A 20814-nucleotide genomic window follows, 5' to 3' on the forward strand; every position below is an offset into this window, starting at 1 on the left:
CAGGGTCAGCCTGTGATCGAACGTTCAGATTCGCTGCAACAGCTCGCCGAGTCGGTCGGGCTGCTGGTCGAGTGGACCGGTAGTGACGACCGCCGCCAGTCGCTCTCCGAGACTCGTCAGCGCCGCATGCTCGACTGCCTCGGCTGGCCGGCCGCCGATGATAAGGCGGTTGCGGCCAGCCTGGCTCGCTGGCGAGCCCGCCACCATCCGGTCGCTTTCGATCAACTGCCGCCGTTGCTAATTGCCGACCAGCACCGGCCCTTCCCGGTCCCGGTGGCCGAGGCAGGCGAGTGCGGCTTCGCTGTCCGACTCGAGAGCGGCGAAACGTTGGACGGTCATCTCGATGCCGGTGGGCAGCTGCCCGCCATTCACGAAATCGGCTACCACCGTGTGAGCTTTCTCACCGGCCGGGGCGACGACAGCGTCACCCGTCTGCTGGCGGTGACGCCAGCGCGCTGCTTCACCCTCTCCGATATCGCTGACGAGCGGGGAGAGGCGCGTCCGAGCTACTGGGGGGTTGCCGCGCAACTCTACGGGCTTCGGCGTGATGGCGATGGCGGGATTGGGGGGCTGGCCGCGCTAGATGAGCTGTGCAGCGCGGTGGCCCAGGCCGGGGCGGATGCCGTTGCCATCAGTCCCGTGCATGCGCTGTTCGCGGCGCACCCCGAACGATTTAGTCCCTATTCGCCCTCCAGCCGGCTGTTTCACAACGTCTGGCACGCCTCGCCGGAGAGCCTGTTCGACGACGAGATACTGGATCGGGCAAGAGCGCCCTTCGTCGAGAGCATGACGCGGCAGGAGTCGCTGGCACTGATCGACTGGCCCGCCAGTGCCCGTCTCAAGCTGGCGATGCTGGAGCGGTTATTCCAGTACGTCGAGCATGACGAGAGCGCACTGGAGTGGCGCTCTCGACTGGTCGCCTTCCGGCGTGACGGGGGGGAAGGGCTGGAGCGTCACTGCCGCTTCGAAGTGCTGCAGGCGCATGCCGACGAGGCCGACTGGCGCCAGTGGCCCGAGGAGTGGCGTGATCCGGACAGCGAGGCGGTCGAGGCGTTCGCCGAGCAGCACCGGGAGGCGATCACCTTCGCCGTGTTTCTGCAGTGGCTGGTGGCCGCCGGGCTCGAACGGGTACAGCAGAACGCGCGACGCGCCGGTATGGCGGTTGGATTGATCGCCGACCTGGCGGTGGGTGTCGATCCCGCCGGCAGCCAGGCCTGGAGCGATCCCGCTGAACTCCATCGGGGCTTGAGCGTCGGCTCGCCGCCGGATGCGTTCAATGCCCACGGCCAGAACTGGGGGGTGGCGGCGTTCTCTCCGGAGGGGCTGGTCGATTCCGGGTATCGTGGCTTCCTCGCCATGCTGCGGGCCAGCCTGGCCCACGCCGGCGGCCTGCGCATCGATCATGTACTGGGACTATCGCGGCTATGGCTGGTCCCCGAAGGTGAGTCGTCCCAGCAGGGGGCCTATCTACGCTACCCGCTGGATGATCTCCTGCGCCTGGTCTCGCTGGAATCCTGGCGCCACCGGGCCATCGTCATCGGCGAGGACCTGGGAACGGTCGAGGATGGGCTTCGCGACACCCTGGCGGATCGCGGCGTGCTGGGCATGAGCGTGATGTGGTTCGAACGCGAGGGGGATGCCTTCCTCCCGGCCGGTTCATGGCGCGAGGGCACGATGGCGACGACCAGCACCCATGATCTTCCCACGGTGGCGGGCTGGTGGCTCGAGAACGATCTGCAGTGGCGCGACCGCCTGGGACTGCTCGCCGAAGACGAGACGCTAGCCGAACTCAGGCAGGCGCGAGGCGAGGAGCGGCGACGGCTGGCCACTGTCTGCGGTCTTGGCGTCGACACTGACACCAGCCAGCCCCTGGGCTCCGGTGCCGTTGAGGTCAACGACGTCATCGATGCGGCGCTGGCGCACGTGGCGAGAACGCCGACGCCGCTGGCGCTGTTCCCACTGGAGGATCTGCTGGGCTTGCTGGAGCAAGCCAATTTGCCGGGTACCCTCGATGAGCATCCCAACTGGCGGCGCCGGCTACCGGTCCCGGCGCCCCAGGCGCTCGAGACTCGGACCGTACGGCAACGGCTGACGCGCATAGACCGCATCCGGCGGGGAGATCGATCATGAGAGCCGTTCGCGCCACCGTCAGATTGCAGCTGCACGCCGACTTCACCTTCGATGACGCTCGACGGCAGGTGGACTACTACGCCGCGCTGGGTGTCAGCCACTTCTATCTGTCGCCCTTCCTGACTTCGAGAAAAGGATCGACCCACGGTTACGACGGCGTCGACCCGACCCGGATCGACCCGGAGCTGGGCGGCGAGGCTGGTCTTGCCCGCCTGGTCGAGGCGCTGCATGCCGCGGAGATGGGAATCGTGGCCGATATCGTGCCCAATCATCTGGCGGTGGGGGCAGAGAACCCCTGGTGGCAGGACATGCTGGCTCTGGGGCGCGCCAGTGACTACGTCCGCTGTTTCGACATCGACTGGGAGCAGCCCGGTGCCGACGGCAAGGTCCTGCTGCCTTTTCTGGGGGATCGTTATGTACGGGTCCTGGAAGATGGCGAACTGGTGCTGGCCTGGGACGCGACCCACAGCGCCTTTTTCGTCGCCTACCACGAGCATCGGTTTCCGATCGACCCCGACCAGACCGAAGCGCTGCTGGCGGCCTCGTCAACGGACGCTCGTGAGGCAACCGCCCTCCCGCCGAGGGAGGCGCTAGCCGAGGACCATCCGCTGGTTGCGGCGGTCATTGCGGACCACGATGCCAAGACTCGGGCGGGATGCTCGCGCCTGCACGCACTGCTGGAGCGTCAGCCCTATCGGCTTCTCCACTGGCGTACCGCCAACGATGCGCTCAACTGGCGCCGATTTTTCGATATTACCGAGCTGGCGGGGGTGCGGGTCGAAGACGAGAGCGTGTTCGATCTCTCTCATGCATACATCCTGGCGCTGGTGGAGCGCGGCTGGATCGACGGACTGCGTATCGACCATATCGATGGCCTGGCCGATCCGCGCGGTTATGCGCTGCGGCTGCGCGGTCGTCTCGATGCGATCTCGGAGCGGCAGGGCGCCGGGAGCCAGCGATTGCCGATCTATGTCGAGAAGATCCTGGGGGATGGCGAACGACTCCACGCCGACTGGGGCGTCGACGGCACCACGGGCTATGAATTTCTCGATCTCGTCTCGGGTGTCCAGCACGACCTGGCAGGTCGCGAGCCGTTGACTCGGCTGTGGCGGGAGGTCAGCGGTCGCACCGCGGATTTCGCCGCCGAGGTCGAGATTGCGCGTCAGGAAATGCTGCACGGGTCGCTGACTGCCGAATTCGAGCGTTGCGTCAGGGCGATGCGGGCCCTGGCTGACGCCAGTCCCGCCACCCGCGAATTCAGCCTGCCCGCGATTCGACGTGTCGTTACGGCGCTGGCGATCGGCTATCCGGTCTATCGCAGCTATACCGATCGCAACGGTCGTCCCGAGGCGGATGTCGGCGCGTTCGATCACGCCATGCAGGCGGCGCGGTCGCGGTTATCCGCCGCCGACGCCTCGTGGCTGCCGCTGGTGGATGACTGGCTCGGCGGCAAGGCTCCCGACGCGTTCGATTCGCCACAGCGCGAGTTGCGCTTGGGTGCGATCACCCGCTTCCAACAGCTGACATCGCCACTCGCGGCGAAGGCCGTCGAGGACACTGCCGGCTATCGCTCGGCAGTACTGCTGTCGCGTAACGACGTTGGCTGCGAGGGGGCTCACTTCGCTTATCCGGTCCAGCACTTTCATCAGGAAAACCGGCAGCGTCTGGCGACATTCCCCCATGCCATGCTGACGACCGCGACACACGATCACAAACGTGGCGAGGACGTCCGTGCGCGATTGGCGGCATTGAGCGAATGGAGCGATGTGCTGGCCCCCAAACTGCGTGCCTGGGCCAGAGACTCGCGTCTTTATGACAGTCACGCCGCACCCTGCGGCGGGGACCGCCTGATGATGCTCCAGTTGCTGCTGGCGGCATGGCCATTGGAGTTGGCCCCAACGCAGGCGCGCAGCGAGGAGTCCGCTTCCCGCGAGCGAGAGGCACTACATGAGTACGCCGATCGTCTCGTCGCCTGGCAGCGCAAAGCGATGCGCGAGGCCAAGCTCGCAAGTCACTGGCTGGCCCCCGACGAGCACTACGAGCAGGCGGGCGAGGACGCCATACGGCGTGCGTTGACCGGCGATGCACTGACCCGCGAGCTGGCCTCGGCAGCGGCGGTGCTCGACATGCCCGGCGCGGTCAATGGCTTGGCGCAGACGGTTCTCAGACTCTGCTCACCGGGCATTCCCGACCTCTATCAAGGCACCGAGTTCTGGGACCTTTCCCTGGTCGATCCCGACAATCGTCGCCCGGTCCACATGGCGGCGCGCCGGGAGGCCCTGGATAACGCCGAAACGCCAGTGGCGGCCTGGCGCCACTGGCGGGACGGCGCCGTCAAGCAGGCCGTCCTGCAGCGGTTGTTGAATTTGCGCCGTGACCACCCCTCACTTTTCGACGACGGGGAATATCTGCCACTGCAGGCGACGGGGGCCCACGCCGACCGCGTCATCGCGTTTGCACGCCGAGCGCAGGGCATGACCTTGCTGGTGGTCGTCACCCGGCTCTCTGCGGAGCTGATGGACGAGACCCTCGAGGGTCGGCTCCAGTGGTCGGATACGGCGTTGTCGCTTGAAGCATTGAACCTGAAAGGTGTCGGTCAGGGCTGGCTGACGCCGGCGCCGGTAGCGGCCGAAGCGGAGCTGCCGCTGCATCGCCATTTGTCGGATTTCCCCTGCGGAGTCTGGGTGTGGGCGTCTTGAACCCGCTATCTTGAAGTGAGGCGCCGGCCCTGTCGGCGCTGGTATCGAATGAATCCGGTGGGGTAGGGATGCCCCGTCGAGCCACGCAAACAGAAAGGAGCGCATCATGATGACCGGTCGTGAACAACGTATACGGATGCTGGCTTATCGCATATGGGAGTCGGAAGGGCGCCCCGGCGGTCAGGAGGCGCGTCACTGGGAGATGGCCGAACGTATCGTCGAGGCCGAGAACGCCCGAGAGGAAGAGCAGGAGTGGCGCGCGGCGTCCGACGAACCCTCGCCGCTGGAGGGAGAGGATCCGCCCGCCGAGCCTGACGAACTGGGTATAGACGAGCCGCGTCTGCCGCTGGACGATCCCGAGACCGAGGCGCGCAAGGAGGCGGATACGGGGGTCGAGATACCGCCAAGCCAGCCTCGACCCCGGGCCCCGGCGCGGCGCAAGGCGGCGAGTAGCGACGAAAGCGCCTCGCCGGCGCGTAAACGGAGTCCGGCCAAGGCCACCGAGGGCAGTAGCAGGAAAACGGTTGCCAAGCCGCGCAAGCCCCGCGGGACGAACGGCGACAAGAGCGAATAACCGACCCACACTGGGTATCACAGGGTGACAGGGATGAACCTGGCTCGCCCGGAGGGTAGTCGATGACCGATATGCGTTGGGGACGGGATGGAACGATGGGGCAGGTCGTTCAGGAGGCAGGAACCATGCGGTCTCGGATCCGGGAGGGGCTGCCCTACCCGCTGGGGGCGACATGGGATGGGCTCGGCGTCAACTTCTCGCTGTTTTCGGCCAATGCGACTCGAGTCGAGCTCTGCCTCTTCGATGAATCCGGACAGGAGGAGCTGGAGCGGGTCGTGCTGCCGGAATACACCGATGAGATCTGGCACGGCTATCTGCCGGATGCCCGTCCAGGCCAGCTCTATGGCTATCGGGTCTACGGCCCCTACGATCCGGAAGCCGGCCATCGTTTCAATCATCACAAGCTGCTGATCGACCCCTACGCCAAGCAGCTGGTCGGCGAGTTGATCTGGGACGATGCCCTTTATGGCTACACCATCGGCCACGAGGATGGCGATCTCAGCTTCGACGAGCGAGACAGTGCGCCGTTCATGCCTCGCTGTCGTGTCATCGATCCCGCCTTCACCTGGGGGCGATCCACCGAGATCCGGGTGCCGTGGAGCGACACCGTCATCTACGAGACGCATGTGCGCGGTTACACCATGCGCCACCCGGCGGTACCGGAAGCGCTGCGTGGCACCTTCTCGGGGCTAGCCGTGCCGGAAGTGATCGACTATCTCGTCGATCTGGGCGTCTCCTCCCTCGAGCTGATGCCGATTCACGCCTTTGCCGACGACCGGCACCTGCAGGAGAAGGGGCTGCACAACTACTGGGGTTATAACACCCTGGCTTTCTTCGTGCCGCACCCGAACTACATGTCGACCGAGACCGTCAGCGAGTTCAAGCAGATGGTGGCGCGCTACCATGCTGCCGGCATCGAGGTGCTGCTGGACGTCGTCTACAACCACACGGCGGAAGGCAACGAGATGGGGCCGACGCTGTCGTTCAAGGGCATCGACAACGCCTCCTACTATCGCCTGATGCCGGATGAGCCGCGCTTCTACATCAACGACACCGGCACCGGCAATACGTTGAACCTCTCCCATCCCCGAGTCCTGCAGATGGTGACGGACTCGCTGCGCTACTGGGCCGACGAGATGCGTGTCGACGGCTTCCGTTTCGACCTGGCCACGATCCTCGGGCGCGAGGCCGATGGCTTCGACGAGGGTGGCGGGTTCCTCGACTCCTGTCGCCAGGATCCGCTGCTGTCCCAGTGCAAACTGATCGCCGAACCCTGGGACTGCGGTCCGGGTGGCTATCAGGTCGGCAAGTTTCCGCCCGGTTGGGCGGAGTGGAACGACCGTTTTCGCGACGACATGAGAGCGTTCTGGCGGGGAGACGAGGGTCGCCTGCCTGCCTTTGCCAACCGCCTGACCGCCTCGGCCGATCTGTTCAACCATCGCGGCCGCAAGGCGTTCTCGTCGATCAACTTCATTACCGCCCACGATGGATTCACGCTCCGCGACCTGGTGAGCTACAACAACAAGCACAACGAGGCCAATGGCGAAGACAACAAGGATGGCCACGACGACAACGTGTCCTGGAACCATGGCGTCGAGGGGGAGACCAGCGATACCGCCATCCGCGAGCTGCGCATGCGCCAGATGCGCAACCTGCTCGCCACGCTGATGCTGTCCCAGGGCACGCCGATGCTGCTGGCCGGAGACGAGTTCGGCCGCACGCAGGGCGGTAACAACAACGCCTACTGCCAGGATGGGAACATCGGCTGGGTCGACTGGAACCTGTCCGATGAGGGACGCGGTCTGCTCGCGTTCACTCGCCAGCTGATCCGGTTGCGGCGCCAGTATCCGATCCTGGAACGCGGACGTTTCATGACCGGCAAGCTGGACGAAAACCTGGGCATCAAGGACGTCTCCTGGCTCACGCCAAGCGCGGAGGAGATGACGGTGGACCATTGGCACGACGAGGAGGCCAAGGCGATTGGCGTCATCCTCAACGGGCATGCGCAACCCACCGGGATCTGCCGCTTCGGTTCCGATGTCACGGTGTTCCTGGCACTCAATGCCTCCGACCAGGACGTCGATTTCGTGCTGCCGGACGTCCCGGGGGGGAGCGAGTGGCTGAGACGAGTCGAAACCTTCGATCCAGCCGCCGGGGACGTGCGCTGTCCCATGGAGAGTGGCTACCGGGTCAAGTCGCGTAGCCTCTCGCTGTTCGAACTGATCGAAGAGGAGACATCGGATGATTGATCGCTCTCTCGACATCCTGCGATCGGCAGGTGGCTCATGACACCGACTCACGTTCGCGGCGCGGTCGGCGAGAACGATGCCGAGCTTCCCGTTACACCTTCGCCCAGCCTGGCGGGAGTGAGTGCCTCTCGCCTCAGCGTGGCGGATCTCGAGTCGCTCGCGCATGCGACGCACGCCAACCCTTTCGCCGTACTGGGGCCCCATGTCACGGCCGGCGGCGAGCTGGAAGTCAGCGCCTACCTGCCAGGGGCGCTGTCGGTATCGCTGGTGGAGCGCGACAGTGATCGCTTACTGGGGGAGTGTACACTCGGCGCCATCGATGGATTTTTCGTCGGAAAAATGGCAAAGCCTTGTGCCTACCGGCTGCATGTCCGGTGGCCTGACGGGGAGCAGATCGTCGCCGATCCCTACGCCTTCCCGCTGTTGCTGGGCGACACCGATCTCTACCTGATTGGCGAGGGAAGCCATCGGCGCCTGGGTGAATGCCTCGGGGCCCGCGCAATGACGGTCGAGGGTGTCGAGGGTGTACGCTTCGCGGTATGGGCGCCCAACGCGCAGCGGGTGGCAGTGGTTGGCGACTTCAACGGCTGGGATTCGCGTCGTCACGGGATGCGCTGCCGTTACCCCTCGGGGGTGTGGGAGATTTTCATCCCCGGGATCGGCGCCGGTGAGCGCTACAAGTATGCCTTGATCGACATCAACGGCGAGCGTCTGCTCAAGGCCGATCCGATTGCGCTCTCCACCGAGCCGCCGCCACTGACGGCGTCGGTGGTGGCCGACGCGACGCCGTTTGCCTGGCATGACCAGACCTGGATGGCCGAAAGGCCCGGACGCCATGCCCCCACGGCGCCGATCTCGATCTACGAGGTGCACGCTGGCTCCTGGCGCAAGCATGGCGGCGACGACGGCGGGATCTATGGCTGGCGGGACCTGACCGAATCGCTGATCCCGTACGTGCTCGAGATGGGCTTCACCCATATCGAGCTGATGCCGGTCATGGAGTATCCCTTCGGCGGCTCGTGGGGGTATCAACCGCTATCGCTGTTCGCGCCCAGTGGACGCTTCGGTTCGCCGCAGGAGTTCGCGGCGTTCATCGATGCCTGCCACATGGCGGGTATCGGCGTGATCCTCGATTGGGTCCCCGGGCATTTCCCCTCCGATCCTCACGGCCTGGCGCGTTTCGATGGCACTGCGCTCTACGAATACGCCCATCCCTTCGAGGGCTATCACCAGGATTGGAACACCTACATCTACAACCTGGGGCGGCGCGAGGTCCACGGCTTCATGCTGGCCTCCGCGTTGCACTGGTTGCGTGACTTCCATATCGACGGCCTGCGGGTCGATGCGGTCGCCTCGATGATCTATCGCAACTACTCCCGCCGCGAGGGGGAGTGGATTCCCAACCATCTCGGCGGGCAGGAGAACCTCGAGGCGGTGGCCTTTCTCCAGCATCTCAACCAGGTCGTTCAGGACGAGGTGCCTGGCGCGATCGTCATCGCCGAGGAGTCGACGGCCTGGCCCGGTGTCACGGCGCCGGTCGAGCAGCATGGCCTGGGTTTCAGCTACAAGTGGAACATGGGCTGGATGCACGACAGCCTGAGCTACATGAGTCACGATCCACTCTATCGCCGCTATCATCACGATCAATTGACGTTCGGCCTGATCTACGCCTTCAACGAACGCTTCATGCTGCCGATTTCGCATGACGAGGTGGTACACGGCAAGGGATCGCTGCTGGACAAGATGCCTGGCGATGACTGGCAGCGATTTGCCAACCTGAGGGCTTACCTCAGCTTCATGTGGTTGCATCCCGGCAAGAAACTGCTGTTCATGGGCTGCGAATTCGCCCAGGGCCGAGAGTGGAGCCATGACCGTGAACTCGACTGGTGGCTGTTGCAGGAAGCGCCCAACGCCGGCATTCGGCACCTGGTGGGTGATCTCAATGCCCTCTACCGCTCGCATCCGGCGCTTCACGCACTGGACTGCGAGGCGGATGGCTTTCAATGGGTCATCGGTGACGACAGCCACAACAGTGTCTTCGCCTGGTGGCGTCGGGACCGCCACGGTCGCGAGGCCCTGGCGGTGGCGAACATGACGCCGCAACGGCTCGGCGGCTATCGCATCGGGGTGCCTACCGCCGGGAGCTGGCAGGAGCGTTTCAACTCCGACGCGGCATGCTACGGCGGCAGTAATGCAGGCAACGGTGGCGGTTTGCAGACCGAGGCGGTCGCCGCCCACGGCGAGCCTCAGTCGCTGGTGCTGACGCTGCCGCCGCTGGGGGTGATCCTACTGATGCCCGGCGCGCTGGGCGAGTAGCGCCCGGGTGACGCCATTGGTCCAGCCGAAGCCGTCCTGAAGCGGATATTCGCCGCCGGTGGCGAAATCCGCACCAGGGTAGAGGATGTATTTTTCCACCAGCTTGCTTTCGCGGCGGTAGAGCTCCTCGACCAGGGCCAACCAGCGGTCGGCGATGGTGTCGGCGAGTTCGGTGAAGCCATAACGTCGCAGTCCCTCGATCGCCATCCACTGCAGCGGTGCCCAGCCATTGGGATGATCCCACTGCTGCTGGCTATCGGTGATCTCCGTGGTGGCAAGACCGCCCGGCGTCACGAGTCGGTTGGCGATGATGTTGGCGACACGTTCGGCCTGGGCGTCGGAGGCCGCGCCGACGAACAGCGGAGCGACGCAGGCGGCCGTCAGGTGAACGCTGCTCTGGCCGCGCACGAAGTCGTAGTCGTAATACGCGCCTCGGGTATCGCTCCAGAGATACTTGTCCATTGCCGCTTGCCGGCGCAGCGAGCGGCGGCGGAAATCTCCGGCCTTGGCGTCGTCACCCGTGGCGGTATGGAGGCGACACAGTGTCTGCTCGAGATGGAAGAGCAGCGCGTTGAGTTCCGGCGTGATGAAATGAGTCGTGCGAATGGTGCTGAGATCCGTCACATCCTCCAGCCATCGCCCGCTGAAATCCCATCCGCTCTCTGCGCCGGCGCGAAGATCCCGGAACAGCGCCTCCGCGGGGCGGGCAGCGCGCTGGGATATCTCGATGTCCTCCCGGAACGACTCTTCACGGGGCGTGGCGCGATCGTCCCAGTGCCGATTCAGCCGGTTTTCCTCGTCGAGGCGCACGCAACGTCGATGGCTCTCCCCGGGGGCCAGCGTCTTCTCTCCATCCATCCAGAAAGCGTACTCCCGCTCCAGTTGGGGTAGATAGTCGACCGCCTTGCGCAGACCCTGGCGCTCGGTCAGTTCGACCATCATCGAGAACAGCGGTAGTTGGGACCGGCTGAGATAGTAGGTGCGGTTGCCATTGGGCATATGGCCGTAGCGCATGATCAGATCGGCGCAGTTATCGGTGACCGCGCACATCAGGTGGTTCTCGCCGCTGGCGGCGAGCCCCAGCATGGTGAAGTACGAGTCCCAGTAGTAGTACTCGCGAAACCGCCCGCCGGGCACCACATAGTCGTGGCACAGGGCGAGCAACGAGGACCAGCGCGGATGCTGACGCGAATTGCGGGTCAGCACCGGCCACAGGTTGTCGATATGTTCGATCAGGTCGTGCTCGGGGCGGGCTTCGTAGCCCCTGCCCGGAACCATGTCGCTGTAGAAGTGATCGGAGACGAAGACGGCGAGATCGAATCCCACCTGCCGTCGCTGCTGTTCGTAGGCCTCCATGATCTCCTCGGGCGGCTGTCTCGGAATCGAGTCGGCGAAGGTCTTGGAGTCCTCGAAGATATGCGCCAGCGCGACCGCCTCGAACAGCTCGCCGAAGCGGTCGTGGGGGGTGATCGCCGCTTCGTCGATCGAGCAGGCGCTCCCGGATGACACCTGAAAGCTGTCGAGCATGTCGGTTTCCCTGCATAACGTGGAGCGTACCGGAGACGACATGGCCCCCTGGTTATTCTTCATATTGCCACAGTAGCCCGCCATCCACCGGTAGTGATGCGCCAGTCATGTAGGCGGCATCGTCGGATGCCAGAAATTCGACCACGCCCGCCACGTCCTCGGGCCTGCCCAGACGGTTGAGCGGAATGTTGCCGAGAAGATGGCGCAGTTTCTCCGGGTCCTCTTCGAGCGCCGAATTCATCGGGGTCTTGATGGCGCCGGGCGCCACACTGTTGACGGTGATGCCCAACGGCGCCAGTTCGATGGCCAGGTTGCGGGTCAGCATGCGCATGCCGCCCTTGCTCATGCAGTAGCTGGTGAAGCCTGGGAAGGGTAGGTCCTCGTGAACCGAACTCATGTTGATCACGCGGCCGCCACGGCCTTCGTCGCGCAGATGGCGGACGAAGGCCTGGGTAGTGAAGAAGACGCCCTTGAGATTGGTGCGCATGACGTTGTCGTAGTCGGCTTCATCGACGTCAAGGAAGGGGGAATCTATCTCGAGGCCGGCATTGTTGACGAGAATGTCCAGGCGGCCCAGCGCCTCGACGCTCTCCGCGATCAAGCGGCGATTGGTATCGATATCGCCGATGTCTCCGGTCACGATCGCAGCCCGACGGCCATGGGCGCGGACACTGCGTGCGGTCTCCTCGGCGCGCTCCGAGGGCCGGCTACCGCTGACGACGACATCGGCGCCGGCCTGGGCGAGACGCTCGGCAATGGCGCGACCAATGCCCTGGGTGCTGCCGGTCACCAGGGCGACTTTACCTGAAAGGCGCATCTGTCTCTCCTTGCGTGATTTCGCTGGCCCTGCGTGAGCGCCCGAGCGAGGTATGGGAAATGATGATGGAGTCGATGACGGCGGCGGCTGGGGTCGGTCAGACCTCCGTGCCGAGCGCGCCCGTGAGGCAACGTCTCCATTGAAGATAGAGCAGCTTCGACCTTTGGACCAAAGAGTCGAAGCGTTGTTCTGGCCTCGCGTGGATAGCATGATGTCTGGCGACAAGCCCTCGAAGGCTCGATATTGATGCGGACAGGAGTCAACGTGACGGGATTGAGAAAGCTGGGATGGATCTTGGGGCTGGTCCTGACACTGCTGGTCAGCCTGCCGGCATCGGCGCAGTCCTTGACCTCGCTGATGGGCGGCAAGCAGAGCAGCGGTACTCAGTCGGCGCCCGCCCCCACCCCGCAGGAACTGAGTAGCTCGCTCGATCAGATCATCACCACGCTCGAGAACAGCGACCAGCGCCAGTCGCTGCTGGAGCAACTCAAGCAGCTGCGTGATGCTACGGCGGCGGATGCCAGGCAGGAGGGGAGGTCGGAGGGATTGCTGGGCGCCCTCGCTCAGTCGTTCTCTTCCCTGGAAACCGACGGACTCGACAATCCGATCCGCTACTGGTCGACCCGCGCCGACCAGGCCGGAGACGATCTCTCGACGCTGGTCAGCGAACAACGGCATTGGCCTAGAGTCTTTTTCGAACTGGCTTGGGTCACCGCACTCTGGGTCGGGGTGACGTTGCTCGTGGCAACGCTCTGGCGTTGGGGTGTCCGCCAATTGGGGCTGACGTGGCATTTACCGGCGGAGCCGACGACCTGGACGCTCGTTCGCCATATCGTGCGGCGCGTGGTGCCTCTGGCAATCGGCTTCGTTGCCGCGCTGGTGACCGTACATCAGGTCACGACCGGCACGGTGGGCCTGACATTGGCCATGGTCGCGGCGTACGCCACGCTTTGCGGCGCGGTCTTCTCGGCGATCTGTGAAATCGTGTTCTCGCTTTTCGGCAGCGGACACCGTCACACCGCGCTGCGCATCCTGCGGCGGCGCGGAGCCCGCTGGCTGTTTGTGCTGGGGGCGCTGGTCGCGCTGGGCGATGCGGCCAATGCCGAGGCGATGGTCAAGCCGCTGGGCGCAGGGGTCACGACCTTCCTGTCGCTGATCGCCAATGTGTTGGCGGCATCGCTGCTGGGCGCTTTCGTTCTGGTGTTCCGGCGACCCATACGACATTTGATTCGCAACCGCCCCTATTCTCAACGTCAGCAGCGTCGCGCGACCACCGAACTGATCCGGGCGTTCAGCCGGATCTGGCACATCCCCATTCTGGTCATGGTGGCGGTATCGCTGATCGCGATGATCATGTCGGCAGAGGATTCGCGCAGTGCGTTCTTCCGGGCGGTGGTGACGGCTGGGCTCATGATAGCGACCCTGGTGGTTACCGGCCTGATACATCGGCGAGGCGCCAACGTTCGCGAGAACCCCTCCTCGGAATACTCAGCACGCCTGGCGCGCTTCGGCTTCACCCTGGCCCATCTGGCCAGTTGGATGGTATTCGCCGAGCTGGCGATGCGGGTCTGGGGCTCGTCGCTATGGGCGGTGGGCGCTTCCGCCGGCATCGGGCAGCAAATCGTCAAGGGCGTGCTCGGGCTGGGCGCGACATTCCTGTTGGCTTGGCTGGTATGGATTCTGGCGGATACCGCGATCAAGCATGCGCTACTGCGCAGTAGCCGTCGCCACGGCCGGCGGGTCAACGCCAGCGCCCGCGCCCAGACCATCACGCCGTTGCTGCGCAACACCGTGTTCGTGACCATCGCCGTGATCGCATTGATCATCGCGCTGGCCAATCTGGGCGTGAACGTGACGCCGCTGCTGGCGGGTGCCGGTGTCATTGGCCTGGCGGTCGGCTTCGGTGCGCAGACGCTGGTCCAGGATCTGATCACCGGCCTGTTCATCCTGATCGAGGACTCACTGGCGATCGACGATTTCGTCAATCTGGGAACGCACAGCGGCACGGTGGAGGCGTTGAGCATTCGCACCGTCAAGCTGCGAGATCTCGACGGCATCGTGCACATCATCCCGTTCAGTCAGATCCAGGGGATCCAGAACTACTCCCGCGAGTTCGGCATTGCCCTGCTGCGGATTCGGATCGCCCATCACATGAAGATCGACGACGCGATCGAGATCGTGCGCGAGATAGCCGACGATCTGCGCAGCGACCCGATGATGCGCCACCACATCTGGTCGGCACTGGAGGTTCAGGGCATCGAGAGCTTCGATGCCGGGGCGGCGATTCTGCGCGTGCGGATGCGTACCGCGCCGATCATGCAGTGGGACGTGGCCCGCGCCTTCAACCTGCGTCTGAAGCAGCGCTTCGACCAGGATGGGTTGGACCTGGCAATGCCGCGAATGAGTGTGGTGATGGAGCAGACGCCGGTGCCTGCCCGCGGCGAGACAACCCGTGAGTCGGTAACGGCCCCCGGCGAGCCGGACGCCCAGTAGAGTCGAGATACCGTGGGCTTCCCCGGAGGGTGAGATACAGTCGCGCATCTGGCGGCCGATAACGCTTCTAATGAACAATATCATGTGACCAACAACAACAAGAATACGGACCAGGAGCGTTACGATGAGCGAATCGGTGGCGGCGGTCGATGCGCTGTGGGTCACCCTTGGCGCCATACTGGTATTCATGATGCAGGCCGGATTCCTTTGCCTGGAAGCCGGCGTCACGCGCAGCAAGAATGCCATCAACGTGGCGATGAAGAACGTCTGCGATTTCGCGGTGGCGATGCTGGTGTTCTGGTGTGTCGGTTTCGGCGTCATGTTCGGCAGCAGCCAGAGCGGCTGGTTCGGTACGACGTTCTTCTTCCCCGAGTTCGAGGGCACCTTCTGGCTGGCGCTCTACTTTCTCTTCCAGGTCATGTTCTGCGCCACGGCGGCAACCATCGTCTCCGGTGCGGTCGCGGAGCGCATGCCGTTCCAGTCCTATCTGATCATCACCCTGATCGTCAGTGGCCTGATCTACCCGGTCTTCGGCCATTGGGCCTGGGGCGGTGGTTACACCGGTGAGCCGGGCTGGCTGGCCGCGCTCGGCTTCATCGATTTCGCTGGCTCCACCGTGGTCCACAGCGTTGGCGGTTGGGTGGCGCTGGCCGCCGTATTGCGGATCGGGCCAAGACGTGGGCGCTTCGTCTCCGGGCAAGCCACCAAGCTGATGCCGGCGGGCGATCTGCCGCTCGCCATGCTGGGCGTGCTGGTGCTGTTCATCGGCTGGTTCGGATTCAACGGCGGCAGCACGCTGGCGTTCGATGCCAGCGTGCCGGGCGTCCTGATCAATACCGTGATCGCGGCCGTCTCCGGCGTCATGTCGGCCTTGCTGCTGGGCTGGAAACTGCGCGGTTTCGCCGAGGTGCTCTACGCCCTGAACGGTGCGATCGCCGGGTTGGTCGCGATCACTGCCGGCGCTCATGATCTCTCGGTCGATGCGGCGGTGGTGACGGGTGCCGTGGGCGGAGTGCTGATGGTCCTGGTGAGCGAATGGCTGCTGCGATGGCGTATCGACGATGCCGTCGGCGCCATCCCCGCCCACCTCGCTCCCGGTATCTGGGGCACGTTGGCCGTGGGGGTGTTTGGCGACGCCGATCGTCTTGGCACTGGCCTGGGTTGGGCCGCGCAGTGCGGCGTGCAGCTCTTGGGCGTGGTGGTGTGCGGGCTCTGGGCGTTTCTGGTGAGCTGGCTGCTGTTCGGCATGCTGGGGCGGTGGCTGCCGCTGCGAGTCTCGGCCGAGGCCGAGGAGATAGGGCTGAACATGGCTGAGCACGGCGCCCGTACCGAGCTGTTCGAGTTGCTCGACGCCATGCGCCAGCACGAGGAGCATGGCGAGATCGGCGCGCGGGTCGCGGCCGACCCGTTCACCGAGGTCGGCCAGATCGCGGCCAGCTACAACCGGGTGTCGGCGGCGCTGGAGCGGGCGATGACACGCACCCAGGTGATCATGCGCAACCTGCGCGACGGCATGCTGACCTGGCGAAGCGATGGCGTTCTGACCGCGATCAATCCGGGGGCGGAGGCGCTGTTCGGTGTCAGCGCCGAGGCGGTGATGGGGACCTCCGTCGAGGCCTTGATTCGTTGCCGGGTTCCGGCGCCCGGTCAACGTCGCGAGCTGCGTGTCCGCACGGCAGCGGGGACACGCTCTCTGGAAATCCAGGTCAGCGAGGGAGCGTCCGGCTCGGAAGCGGAATTCGCCGGTATGGTGCGTGATATCACCGAGCGCAAGCGAATCGAGGAGCAACTGAGCCGCGAGCGGGAGCTCGCCCTGGTGACACTGGCGTCGATCGGTGATGGGGTGATCACCACCGACCACAGCGGTCTGGTCACCTTCCTCAACGCCGAGGCGGAGCGTTTGACCGGCTGGACGCTGGAGGCTGCCCGGCAACTGCCGGTGGGCCAGATCTACAGCCTCATCGACGAGGCGTCGAACACCCAGGTCGACAATACCGCCCGCCAGGTGCTCGCCAGCGGCAAGGCGATCGCCAGTCTCGAGACGCGCCTGCTGGTCGCGCGCGACGGCAGTCGCTGGCCGGTGCAGGACTCCGCCGCCCCGATTCGCAGTCGCGGCGGCTATACGGTGGGAGCGGTCGTCGTCTTCCAGGACAAGACGCTGACCCGTGAACTGACCCGTAAGCTCAACCATCAGGCCAGCCACGATGCGCTGACCGGGCTGGTCAATCGGCGTGAATTCGAGCAACGACTGCAGGCGGCGCTGCTCGATGCGCTAGGTTTCCATGTGCTCTGCTATCTGGATCTCGATCAATTCAAGATCGTCAACGATACCTGTGGCCACGGGGCGGGAGACGAGCTGCTGCGCCAGCTATCGATGCTGCTTCGCGCCCGGGTTCGGGATACGGACCTGCTGGCGCGACTGGGCGGCGACGAATTCGGCATCGTGTTCTTCGAGTGCGATCTGGACGATGCGCTACGGGTCGCCGAGGGTATTCGTGAGACGATCGACGATTTCCGTTTCAGCTGGGAAGGGCGGACGTTCTCGCTGGGCGCCAGCATCGGCCTGGTTGCGCTGGACGTGGGCCGCTCGGTCGTTCTGAGCGACGCGCTGAGTAGCGCCGATGCCGCCTGCTATGCCGCCAAGGAGGCGGGACGCAATCGCGTTCATGTCTACCAGCCGGACGACCGTCAGCTGCTCGATCGTCATGGCGAATTGCAGTGGGTGCCGCGCCTGCAGGCGGCGCTGGACCAGGATCGCCTCCGGCTTTACGCACAATCGATCGCCTCGGTGGCCAATCCCGGCGACATCCATCATCACGAGATTCTGGTACGGCTGGAGGAGAACGGCAGACTGTATGCGCCGGGTAGTTTCATGCCCTCGGCGGAGCGCTACAACCTGATTGTGCGGATCGATCGCTGGGTGGTGCGCAACACGTTGGCGTGGCTGTCGGATCGGTATCGTCACAAGGCGCGCGCTGGTATCGACACCTGGTCGATGAACCTGTCCGGCGCATCGCTCTCCGACGAACGCTTCTGCGAGGAGCTGGCGGTGTGGGTGCAGCAGGCGGCACTGCCGGCCGGTACGCTCTGCTTCGAGATTACCGAAAGTGCGGCGATCTCCCAGCTATCCACGGTGACACGGTTGATCCATCGTCTCAAGCAGTGGGGCTGTCGGTTCGCACTGGACGATTTCGGCGCTGGCCTCTCCTCGTTCGCCTATCTGAAACAGCTGCCGGTGGATTACCTGAAGATCGATGGTGCCTTCATCAAGGATATCGATACCGACCCCATCAATCGGGCCATGGTGGAAGCGATCAACACGGTGGGACATACCGTGGGGCTGAAGACGATCGCCGAATTCGTCGAAACGCCCGAGATCATGGCGCAGTTGTCGCAGCTAGGCGTCGACTTCGCCCAGGGCTACCTGATCGATCGTCCGCAGCCGCTGGAGAACCTGTCCGATGTGAGAGTCATGCCGCGCTAGACGTCTCTTCGCTTTTTGGCAGAAGTCTGGCTCCACGGCAGGTTTTCGGTCGCCGCGATCCCATAGCCATTGGTCTGACCCACCAATCGCTAATGGCTGATCAGCATCCGTTAATTTATAATTTGTGTTATTAGGTAACTTTAAAGTATCAATTGATTTTTTGTGCATCGGATTGTAAATTTGCCGGGTAGCCTCGAAGTACGCTGCCGACACAACCGATACGAGCAGGGCAGCGCGATCTGAACCAGGCAGGCATGACCAAAAAGTGACGTCGATCGCGCCAGAGCGGCGTCGAAAAACCGGATAGCGGACACCGAATCTCACAAGCCTCGAATTCGGGGCATTGCGGTCCAGCCCGGTAGACAACGATTTCGATACGTGGGGTGCGCAATGAGTCTATTCAGTGTGGGTTGTATTGCCGTCGGCTTCGTCGCTTTCGGGTTGTTCGTCGCGCTGCGTCTGTGCAGCAGCGACAAGTCCCCGCCCGAGGCGCGAGACCGCCTGCAGGAGCCGAATCCGTCGCACAAGGCGGGCGCCGGGCACCGCGCCTGATCGACTATCTGCGGAATGAATGGATGAAAACCGGCAGCGTCAGCGCTGCCGGTTTTTTGCATTCTGGCCCGGGAAATGGAGCGATTCAGGCGCAGGGCGCGATTGGCGCCGTGAGCCCTGACGTTGGGGATCCCGGCGGAACGCCGGCCTCGTTGATCTCCTGGCGATGGAAGGCAGGCACGCCGCGAATGAAGGCGCTGGTCAACCAGGCCAGCGGAGCGAGCTCGGCACCGAAGGCGTTGAAGCAGCCCCAGCGCAGGGCAATGAAGGGCCGCATGAAGATCGGCAGGCGCCGATGGGCACGCAATCCGACGATACGGCGGGTGCGCGTCACCAGCAGATCGACGCGACCGCGCTCTCCCCGAGTGAGCGCTCGGTAGTCGGCGGTGTCGGTAGCAGAGGGAATCTGCCCCTTGGCCGGGTCGCAAGGCTCCAGCAGCAGTCGGGCCAGTTGCTTGACGCTTTGATGTCGCATCCGTTTCTCAGTGTAAGTTCGTGTAGTCTGATGGCTGATTGTCTCTCCCGAAGGCGCGATTGAAAACCGGAGCAGGCATGGAGAAGCGCTGCAATTCGCAAGACGATCCGGCTTCGCTGTGGCAAGGTCCCGATCCGATCCTTTTCTTCGTTCAACTCCCTTCCAAGAGAGAGCAGAGTCCATGCAGCTCGACGACATACCTTTCGCTACGACGGACTGGTCGACGATCACGCCGACCGAGCACGCTGGCGAGACCGGCAAGGCACTCTGGCGAACCCGGCAGTTCGGCGCTGTCCGCGTGCGAATGGTCGAATACACGCCGGGTTACCTGGCGGATCACTGGTGTTCCAAGGGCCATGTGCTGTTGTGTCTCGAAGGTGAGCTCGTCACCGAACTGGAGGACGGCCGAGTCTTTCGACTACTGCCGGGACAGAGCTACCAGGTTGCCGATCAGGCCGAACCGCACCGCTCCTCGACCGAGAGCGGCGCCAAGCTGTTCATCGTCGACTGACTCCGCGGGTGGCGCTCAGCCCAGCACCCACTCCCGGAACGCGCGCATCGGTTCGGTAAGATGTCGGTGCTGCGGCGTCAGCAACGAGAGCCGGCCGCGACTGGGGATCTTGTGCGGGAGGGCGTGAACGAGATTGCCCTGGGCGATCTCGGCAGCGAGAAGGCGGGTCCAGCCGAGCGTGACGCCCTGGCCGGCCAGCGTCGCGTTCATCAGCAGCTGGAAGCTGTTGGCGCGCAGGGTATGAAGGGGTGGCTGCCAGTCGAGTTCCAGCGCCTGGAACCAGAGTTCCCAGGTCAACCAGTCGTGATAGTGATCCTCGACCACCATCAAGGTGTGTCGGTTCAGCAGGTCCTGCGGATCGGCGATGCCCCCGTGACGCTCGAGATAGATCGGGCTGCAGACGGCGGCGACGTCTTCCTGGGCGAAGATGGCATCGGCGGTGAGGCCCGGCGGGTCGACCTCCCGGGGCACGTGGTAGTAGATGCCGAGATCGAATTCGGCCAGGTCGAGGCGGTGAGGGTCCTCGACGGTGAGAATGCGGATCTCGATATCGGGATGGGCGCGCTGGAAGTCCGGCAGTTGCCGGGCCAGCCAGATCGAGGCGATGGTCGGGCTCGACGCCAGCGTCAACTGACGATCGTCGCCGCGACGCCGCAGGCGAGCGGTCTCGTCGCGGAGCTCACGCAACAGGCGTTGTACCACGCGGAAATAGTGCTCGCCGGCCGGGGTCAGTCGCAGGCCGTCATAGTGGCGCTCGAACAACGGGCGCCCCAGGTCCTCCTCGAGCCGCTTGATCTGCCGGCTGACGGCGCTCTGGGTCAGGCTGAGTTCGCTCCCCGCCTGAGTGAAGCTGCCATGACGGGCGGCCGCTTCGAAAGCGCGCAGGCAGGTGAGGGGTGGCAGGGCATCGCGCGTGGACATGGAGGCTTCCGCAACCGTGGAATGACGGCTGCGGAGCATAACATGGGCGTCGTGCGATGCCCCGAG

At 64.5% G+C, this 20814-nt stretch carries 13 protein-coding genes; 9 read left to right on the plus strand and 4 right to left on the minus strand.

All coding sequences use genetic code 11. The features are described from left to right. The first annotated feature begins 12 nt into the window (after positions 1-12). The 5 genes from malQ (at position 13) to glgB (ending at position 9968) form a co-directional block, all read left to right on the plus strand. A complete protein-coding gene (gene malQ, locus DOM45_RS12905; protein WP_205909458.1) occupies positions 13-2130 on the plus strand; it encodes a 4-alpha-glucanotransferase in 2118 nt (705 codons plus the stop codon). Continuing rightward, positions 2127-4829 (plus strand): malto-oligosyltrehalose synthase, encoded by a 2703-nt coding sequence (treY, locus tag DOM45_RS12910; RefSeq protein WP_110601153.1) that lies wholly within the window; start codon positions 2127-2129, stop codon positions 4827-4829. Before malQ ends, treY begins: the two co-directional genes overlap by 4 nt. 106 nt (positions 4830-4935) lie before the next feature. Beyond that, entirely contained in the window at positions 4936-5403 is a 468-nt protein-coding gene (locus DOM45_RS12915; protein ID WP_205909459.1) for a DUF2934 domain-containing protein, read from the plus strand. A 125-nt stretch (positions 5404-5528) separates the two neighbouring features. Continuing rightward, positions 5529-7652 carry a glycogen debranching protein GlgX gene (gene glgX / locus DOM45_RS12920; RefSeq protein ID WP_240612393.1) on the plus strand — a complete coding sequence of 708 codons (2124 nt, stop codon included), beginning with the start codon at positions 5529-5531 and terminating at the stop codon, positions 7650-7652. Between the two features lie 36 nt (positions 7653-7688). Then, on the plus strand, positions 7689-9968 hold the full coding sequence (gene glgB / locus DOM45_RS12925) for a 1,4-alpha-glucan branching protein GlgB (protein WP_110601157.1): 2280 nt from the start codon (positions 7689-7691) through the stop codon (positions 9966-9968). On the opposite strand, the gene treF is transcribed toward glgB, so the two are convergent. Next, complete coding sequence (gene treF / locus DOM45_RS12930) at positions 9939-11495, minus strand: alpha,alpha-trehalase TreF (protein ID WP_157958420.1); 1557 nt, start codon at positions 11493-11495, stop codon at positions 9939-9941. The two genes, glgB and treF, sit on opposite strands and share 30 nt — an antisense overlap. A 52-nt stretch (positions 11496-11547) precedes the next feature. After that, the gene (locus tag DOM45_RS12935) at positions 11548-12312 is read right to left on the minus strand and encodes an SDR family NAD(P)-dependent oxidoreductase (protein ID WP_110601160.1); all 765 of its coding nucleotides are present in this window, start codon (positions 12310-12312) and stop codon (positions 11548-11550) included. 264 nt (positions 12313-12576) lie between these two features. On the opposite strand from DOM45_RS12935, the gene DOM45_RS12940 reads away from it, so the two are divergent. The 3 genes from DOM45_RS12940 (at position 12577) to DOM45_RS20060 (ending at position 18841) form a co-directional block, all read left to right on the plus strand. Then, positions 12577-14805 carry a mechanosensitive ion channel domain-containing protein gene (locus DOM45_RS12940; RefSeq protein ID WP_240612394.1) on the plus strand — a complete coding sequence of 743 codons (2229 nt, stop codon included), beginning with the start codon at positions 12577-12579 and terminating at the stop codon, positions 14803-14805. Positions 14806-14929: 124 nt separating this feature from the next. Further along, the gene (amt, locus tag DOM45_RS12945; protein ID WP_110601163.1) at positions 14930-18289 is read left to right on the plus strand and encodes an ammonium transporter; all 3360 of its coding nucleotides are present in this window, start codon (positions 14930-14932) and stop codon (positions 18287-18289) included. A 390-nt stretch (positions 18290-18679) separates the two neighbouring features. Continuing rightward, positions 18680-18841: a hypothetical protein gene (locus DOM45_RS20060; RefSeq protein WP_157958421.1), complete on the plus strand. Its 162-nt coding sequence runs from the start codon at positions 18680-18682 to the stop codon at positions 18839-18841. Between the two features lie 85 nt (positions 18842-18926). Here the strand turns inward: DOM45_RS20060 and DOM45_RS12950 are convergent, their stop codons facing one another. Then, the gene (locus DOM45_RS12950) at positions 18927-19316 is read right to left on the minus strand and encodes a hypothetical protein (protein ID WP_110601164.1); all 390 of its coding nucleotides are present in this window, start codon (positions 19314-19316) and stop codon (positions 18927-18929) included. Between the two features lie 181 nt (positions 19317-19497). On the opposite strand from DOM45_RS12950, the gene DOM45_RS12955 reads away from it, so the two are divergent. Then, positions 19498-19827 carry a DHCW motif cupin fold protein gene (locus DOM45_RS12955; protein ID WP_110601165.1) on the plus strand — a complete coding sequence of 110 codons (330 nt, stop codon included), beginning with the start codon at positions 19498-19500 and terminating at the stop codon, positions 19825-19827. 15 nt (positions 19828-19842) lie between these two features. On the opposite strand, the gene DOM45_RS12960 is transcribed toward DOM45_RS12955, so the two are convergent. Further along, positions 19843-20748: a LysR substrate-binding domain-containing protein gene (locus DOM45_RS12960; protein WP_110601167.1), complete on the minus strand. Its 906-nt coding sequence runs from the start codon at positions 20746-20748 to the stop codon at positions 19843-19845. Positions 20749-20814: the final 66 nt, after the last annotated feature.

This window comes from Salinicola lusitanus (assembly GCF_003206045.1).
Classification (GTDB): Bacteria; Pseudomonadota; Gammaproteobacteria; order Pseudomonadales; family Halomonadaceae; genus Salinicola; species Salinicola lusitanus.